Source organism: Paenibacillus sp. CECT 9249, assembly GCF_918697855.1.
Lineage (GTDB): Bacteria > Bacillota > Bacilli > Paenibacillales > Paenibacillaceae > MSJ-34.
In genome coordinates, this window is record NZ_CAKKLI010000048.1 from 34,207 (window position 1) to 40,845 (window position 6,639).

The window sequence follows — 6,639 nt, forward strand, 5'->3', positions numbered from 1 at the left end:
TACGGCGAAGTATGCGATGATGGTTGACGAGATCGTCAAGTTGACGGTGTTGGTCAAAGCGGAGAACGACGGCCTCGATTTGCGGGTGACCGAGATTGAGGAGTCGAACGGCTTTCAATTGAAGTCGTTGGAATTCCCGGACCACAGCCTCGTTTCGATCCGTTCCACCCAGCCGAAAGCGCAGGAAACCGCCGCTTGGATTACCGGGGGCTGGAATACGATTAACGAAGAGTATAACGATTTGAACAATAACGCCGCGAACGTGAACGGCGGGCGCACATACGCATTCCTTAGTACCGACCGCATGGCGGCGACATTGCTCAGCAACTCGGTCAACGGCAACGATAAAGTCCGCGTCAAAGTCGCGGATCATGCAAGCGGTTACAAAAAAGCCGAGCTATGGAGCGGTGCGTGGACGTATCGCGAAAGCGCGGCGGTGGAACCGGAGCAACTGCCGTTATGGGCGAAAGTCGTCTTTGCCGGAGATGAAAACGCGGACGGCGCCATCGATTGGCAAGACGGGGCGGTCGCATTCCGCAAAGCGGCGGAAGCGAAGGACGAGGCGACAGGCCAATACGCCATGGCTCCTTACGGTCACGAGATGATCCGCGACAACATTTCGTATATCAGCATGAATATCGGTTCTACGACGACGATGCCGTTTCTGCGCGCCTTCGACAATGCGAAGAAAATATCGAATTTGACGGACGGATTCGGGCAAATCGTGCTGTTTAAAGGATATCAGGCGGAAGGACACGACGATTCCCATCCGGATTACGGCGGCCATATCGGCATTCGCCAAGGCGGGGCGAAGGATTTCAATTATGTGTTGAGCGAAGGGAAAAAATATAACATTAAAGGCGGCGTCCACATTAACGCCACCGAATATATGCTTGACGCATTCGAACTGAAATATGACAATTTGAATCAGCCGCTCGGCAAAGGATGGGGCTGGCTCGACCAAGCCTATTACGTCGATCAGCGCAAAGATATCGAATCCGGCGAGTTGAAACGCCGCTTGGATATGCTGAAAGCCGATACGGGCGACAATTTGTCGTTCGTGTACGTGGACGTCTATTCGGGAGCGGGTTGGAATGCGAAAAAGATGGGCGAATATATTAACGCCAACGGCTGGATGCTTGGAACGGAATTTGCCGGACCGTTATTCGAACAAGCGGCTTGGGTTCACTGGGGAACCGATCCCGGATATCCGAACCAAGGCAACAGCAGCAAAATCATTCGTTTCATTCGCAATCATGTAATGGACGGCTTCATGAGCGATCCGCTCTTGAAAGGCAATAAGCAGGTCGGCGTCGGTTATTGGCAGAAGCAATCGGATTTTTACAGCTATAACCGGACGACGGAAGCGTTCTTCAATCATAATTTGCCGACGAAATATATGCAGCATTTCCCGATCGTGAAATGGACGGACAACCGGATTGATTTCGAAGGAAACGTCTATGTGGAGCGCGGGCAAGACGGCAAAATCCATCTGTATAAAGACGATCGTCAAATTGCTGTCATGAGCGACGACAGCGGAATTGCGGCCAGCACGGTCTTCGTTCCTTGGAATCCGCAAACCGAAGAGAAAATCTATCATTGGAATCCCGCCGGCGGGCAGACGACTTGGGACGTACCGCAATCCTGGAGCGGCGTCGCGGCGGCGAAGTTGTACAAATTGACGGATACGGGGCGCGAATTTGTAAGCGATGTCGCCATATCTTCCGGCAAAGCAACGCTTAACGCGGAGGCGCGCACCGGTTACGTTCTGTATAAGCAAGACCCGGGCGAGCAGGCGGAGACGGTTTGGGGCGAAGGCGGGCATGTGAAAGATCCGGGTTTTGACAGCCATACGTTTAACGAGTGGAGTAAATCGTCGAGCTCCGGAGATGCGAACCATATTGCGATGACGGTAGACGGCAACGGCGACGGGCAGTTGCAAATCAAAGGTTCGGGCGATGCAACCGTATCGCAGCCATTGACGGGGCTGACGCCAGGAAAGTATTATACGGCATCGGTATGGGGCAAAGTGGACGGCGTGCGCAAAACGAGCATTACGGTGCAGCAGGGAGAAGACAAGGCGACCAACTGGATGGACAACACGAGCCATCAATATTTGGCGCAGCAGCATAAGTATGTGAGCACCCATTTTCAACGCATCAAGGTGACGTTCCAAGCGAAGAGCGACATCGCGACGCTGCTTCTGCAGGCGGAAGCGGGCGACGCTACGGTCACGCTGGACGACGTGCGCGTATGGGAGAATCCGTCGCATACCGCTCCGGCGGGAGCGGTATTGTACGAAGACTTTGAGAATGTGGACGAAGGGTGGGGACCGTTCGTTTACTCCAAACTGGGTCCGGTGCGCACCCATTTGGTAGAGAGCAACGGCAATCAATATATGTCCTATGTGCTGGAAGGCCGTTATTCCTTAAAAACGAACGAGAGCGGCACCGGCGAATGGCTGCGGACGCTGCCGCAAACGCTGCGGCTGGAAGCGAACACGACATACCGGTTGACGATGGATTACAATGCCGAGACGAAAGATATGTACAGCGTTGCCGTTCGGGTCAAAGAAGGAAGTGCGGTGCGTGATTTGACGCAGACGACTTTGGACGCCGGCAAGGGCAAGCTGGATGTTACGTTTACGACGGATGAAGGCAAAGAACCTTACTTGGCCATTATTAAAAATTTCACGAATAACAACGCCGAATTGACCGGCACGCTAGTCGTAGACAATATCCGCGTTGTAAAAGGCGGCGGTGCCAACATCGCTCCGGTTGTGAAGGAAGAGATCGCGGATCGCACGATTGCGCTCGGCAGCGGCAATGTAGCGATCGATATTAGCGGAACGTTCCATGACGAAGACGGAGACGCATTAACGTATGCCGCCGCTTCCAGCGATGAGACGAAGATTGCCGTCTCGGTGGAAGGCGAAGCCGTCGTGCTGCGGCCGGTGGCTGCAGGTAGGGCGATAATCACGGTAACGGCCGACGACGGCGGCGGCGGAACGGCCAGCGCCGAGTTTCAAGCAACGGTGACGGCAACGAGCGATCCTGCGGCGACGTTAACCGGTCCGGGCACAGTCCAGGCCGGGCAGCCATTCGCGGTGACGTACGGATTGGCCAATGTTTCTCAGCATGTTTACGCTCAGGATATTACCATTCGTTACGACAGCGGGCGATTGGAGTTCGATTCCGCGGCTTCGCTGCGTGACGGCATGGAAGTGATCGAAACTGCCGCGAAGCCCGGGGAAGTTCGTCTGATCGCGGTAAGCCTCGGTCCGGATCATGCGGTAGTCGGCGGGGATGTGCTGGAATTGCGATGGAAAGCGAAACCTTTATCCGAACCTGCGACGGGAACGATTGAAGTAGCGCAAGCCGTTATTGCCGATGAGAAGGGCAATGAAACGACAATCGAGGGCACGCAGCATGCCGTTCGGATTACCGTGACGGATAAGCGCGCGCTGAGCGCGTTGATTGCGGAAGCGCAATCCGTGCATGACGCCGCGGAGGAAGGAACCGGAGTAGGACAATACCCGGCCGGATCCAAGGCGATACTGCAGTCGGCGATCGACGCGGCTAAGGCGGTTGCCGATCGCGCCGAAGCGTCGCAAGAAGAGATCGACGCGGCGGAAGCGGCGCTGCGCGCGGCGTTGAACGCATTTAAAGAATCCGTCCATAGCGGCGTTCCGGGCGATTTGAACGGCGACGGCAAAGTAAGCATCGGCGATTTGGCGATCGTGGCGGCCCATTACGGCAAAACGTCGAGCAGTCCGGATTGGAACATCGCGAAGAAAGCGGATATGAACGGCGATGGAAAAATCGACATCGACGATTTGGCGGCAGTGGCCAAATTGATCCTTCAATAGCGCGGCAATAAAATATAAAGCGGTTGGGCAGAGCTTGGAACTGTCCAGCCGTTTTTCGCTATACTTGGCGAACCCTCGTCTTGGGATCGTTTGGGGCGGAATTTCTGCATAATGAGTCAATTTCAAATACCGCAGCGGCTGACGACCCGTCGGGCGGGGGGCTAACGAAACGTATACACGCTATTAGCCTGTAAATTGCCTTGTTGCCGGTGTAACGAAACGAAAACACGCTAATGAGGGGGAAAAAGCGATAAAACGGCCGATTTCCAAGGAATAACAATACGTACTTTCGTTAGGAAGGGAACCACTTCATTTTGAGCCCAATAAGGATTGCCAGTTTCGTTTACAGCCAAACAAGAGCGCCGCGCGAATCGCCTTCGAAATGTAGGGAAACATCTCCTTCTATATGCGCATTAAAGCCGTTATATCAATGGTTGCGAATGATGAAATTGACTCTTTTCGCAGGCTTTTTGCCTCATTTCCTGTTTCACAGGGCAAATATTCCATGAAATCGAATCCGCAGCCTTTCTCGATGCCGCGCCAGTGGTTACAATCGCAATTTTCTCCTACGTAGCGAGTCTTTTCTATCCCTTTTGTCGATATCCCTCTCGATCAGAAAGCCTGTTTCTTGCCGCCTAGCAGCGTTGTTCTCGTTACGGGTTGCCGCAGATATGATACCCGTTTTCCGTTCCGCTTCCCAGCAGCCATACGATGTTTGCCGCTATCCTGAGCGAACGGAATTTCGATAGAAGGGGGAATAAGTAGAAACCCGGCGCCTAGGAAGCCGTTGTTTTCGCGCCCCGCATCAGCCATATCGACAGCGCCGCGACGGAAGCGAGCACCGTTATGCCGACGGCGACGATGGCGGCCGGAACGGTGAGCATATCCGTCAGTACGCCGCCAACGAGCGGCCCGATAATCATGCCGACCGCATGAAACATATTAAAGAGCGAGTAGGCGACGCCGTACGAGCCGCTGCCGTCCCGGTCGACGATTTGGCCCAGCGTCGGCAATGTCGGGGACAAAGCGAATCCGACGCTGCCGCCGGCCAGCAGACCGGCGATCGCGACTTGCCATATGTTCTGCGAGACGACGATCAGCGGCATCGTAACCGCCAGGCAGCCTAGGCCGATAAGCATCAAGATGCGCGGATTGTACCGATCCGCCAGCGAACCGGACACAGGCGCGACGACGCCGTATGCCAGCGTCATCGCCCCGAACAGCAACCCGAGCGCCAGCGGCGAAAGCAGCAAATGCTCCGTCAGAAAGACGGGCAATGTCGGTTCCATCAACGTTAAGCATGATTCCGCGAGCAGAATGACGATCGCGATATATAATACGGAACGGTTGCGCAGCAAGGAGAATAGGCTGGTTTGTTCGCTTGCCGCCCGTTTCCCTTCTTGTAACAAGAATAACACGAGTACAAAGTTCAACAGCGTTAAACCGGCCGCCGTCACGAACGGCGTCATATGTCCGCCGGCTTCAAACAACCAGCCGCCGACCGGCGCCCCAAGGAGCGAGCCTGTCGAGATGCCCGTCAGCGCGAAACCCATCACTTTGCCGCGCGACGCCTGGGGGAACAGGTCTGCGACGAGCGCGAGCGCCGCCGTCCACGTTGCCGCCGCGGCGATCCCTTGGATGAAGCGGGCCGCGATAAGCATGAACATCGACCCGGCGAACATAAACAATACCGTCGACAGCGCAAGTCCGATTAAACCGAGCAGCAGCGGCTTCCGTCTGCCGATCCGGTCGGATAATTTGCCGAAAAACGGCGTAGCCGCAAGCATCGCGACGGCATAGCTGCCGAATAGAACGCCCATGGCCGTAGCCGAAGGTTGAAGCAGCTCGTTGTAGTAAGGGATAATGGGGATAAGAATGCTGTATAGCAACATATCGATAAATAGAATGGATATCGTTAAAGTTAAACCGATGCGTTGCGCTTTGTTCATTTTTGGACTAACCATCATGTATTTCACCTCATATCACTGCATTGTAACATAAGAAACTATTTTTGTTTCTATAGTTTCCACACGCAAAAAAGAAGAACGGCAGAATCCCGCCCGCTGTCCCATTTACTGTTGCTTATGCGCCGGGACCAAGCCGTATAGCAGCACGTCAACGATCGCATGCAAAGCCTCTTGCGCGGAAATGTTGTTTTCCATGTAAAATTTCTGGTCCAGCGTCGAATTGGCCGCATCGATGAACAGCTTCATAATTAAAGACACATTCATATCTTGGATGATCCCATCGCGAATCCCTTGTTCGATTAGCGCGCGCAACGTTCGCCAATCGTCCTTGAGGGCCGAGTCGACCTTGCTCCATTGTTCCGGATAATAGCGCTTCATTTGCTCCAATATGCGCAGATCCAACAATTCGTTGTGTGAAGGGACGACAGTGAAGACCCTTCTGATTTTATCGAGCAGCGTTAACGAGTCGTCTTGCAAAATCCGTTCCGTCTGCTCGTCGGATTCTTGAAACGATTGATCGATGATCGCCTCCAATATTTCCACTTTGGAAGAGTAATGCTCATACAAAGTGCGTTTGCTGATGCCCAATCGTTTCGCTAAATGATCCATCGTGAACTTCATGCCATGGCTTTGAATTTCCTCGACAAACGCTTTTTTGATACGTTCTTTCATGAACAATCCTCCTCATATAGTATTTCTTGAAGGCAGTTTTGAGTTTACTTCCAGTCCCCTAGGGGACTGGCGGCCGCCTTCAAAATTTCCAGTTGATCTTTGAAAAATAAATTTGGGACTGGACTTTCCGGA

The 6,639-nt window shown here is 53.7% G+C and carries 3 protein-coding genes and 1 pseudogene; 2 read left to right on the plus strand and 2 right to left on the minus strand.

What is annotated here, in order from left to right; all coding sequences use genetic code 11:
- Positions 1 to 4 precede the first annotated feature (4 nt).
- Positions 5 to 3,418 (plus strand): annotated as a pseudogene (locus LQ229_RS27365) (endo-alpha-N-acetylgalactosaminidase family protein); the annotation flags it as partial.
- Positions 3,419 to 3,493: 75 nt separating this feature from the next.
- Positions 3,494 to 3,868, plus strand: a complete 375-nt coding sequence (locus tag LQ229_RS27370) for a dockerin type I domain-containing protein (RefSeq protein WP_356711725.1) — start codon at positions 3,494 to 3,496, stop codon at positions 3,866 to 3,868.
- Positions 3,869 to 4,644: 776 nt separating this feature from the next.
- On the opposite strand, the gene LQ229_RS22700 is transcribed toward LQ229_RS27370, so the two are convergent.
- Positions 4,645 to 5,835 carry an MFS transporter gene (locus tag LQ229_RS22700; protein WP_216540370.1) on the minus strand — a complete coding sequence of 397 codons (1,191 nt, stop codon included), beginning with the start codon at positions 5,833 to 5,835 and terminating at the stop codon, positions 4,645 to 4,647.
- Between the two features lie 105 nt (positions 5,836 to 5,940).
- Entirely contained in the window at positions 5,941 to 6,507 is a 567-nt protein-coding gene (locus tag LQ229_RS22705) for a TetR/AcrR family transcriptional regulator (RefSeq protein ID WP_216540369.1), read from the minus strand.
- Positions 6,508 to 6,639: the final 132 nt, after the last annotated feature.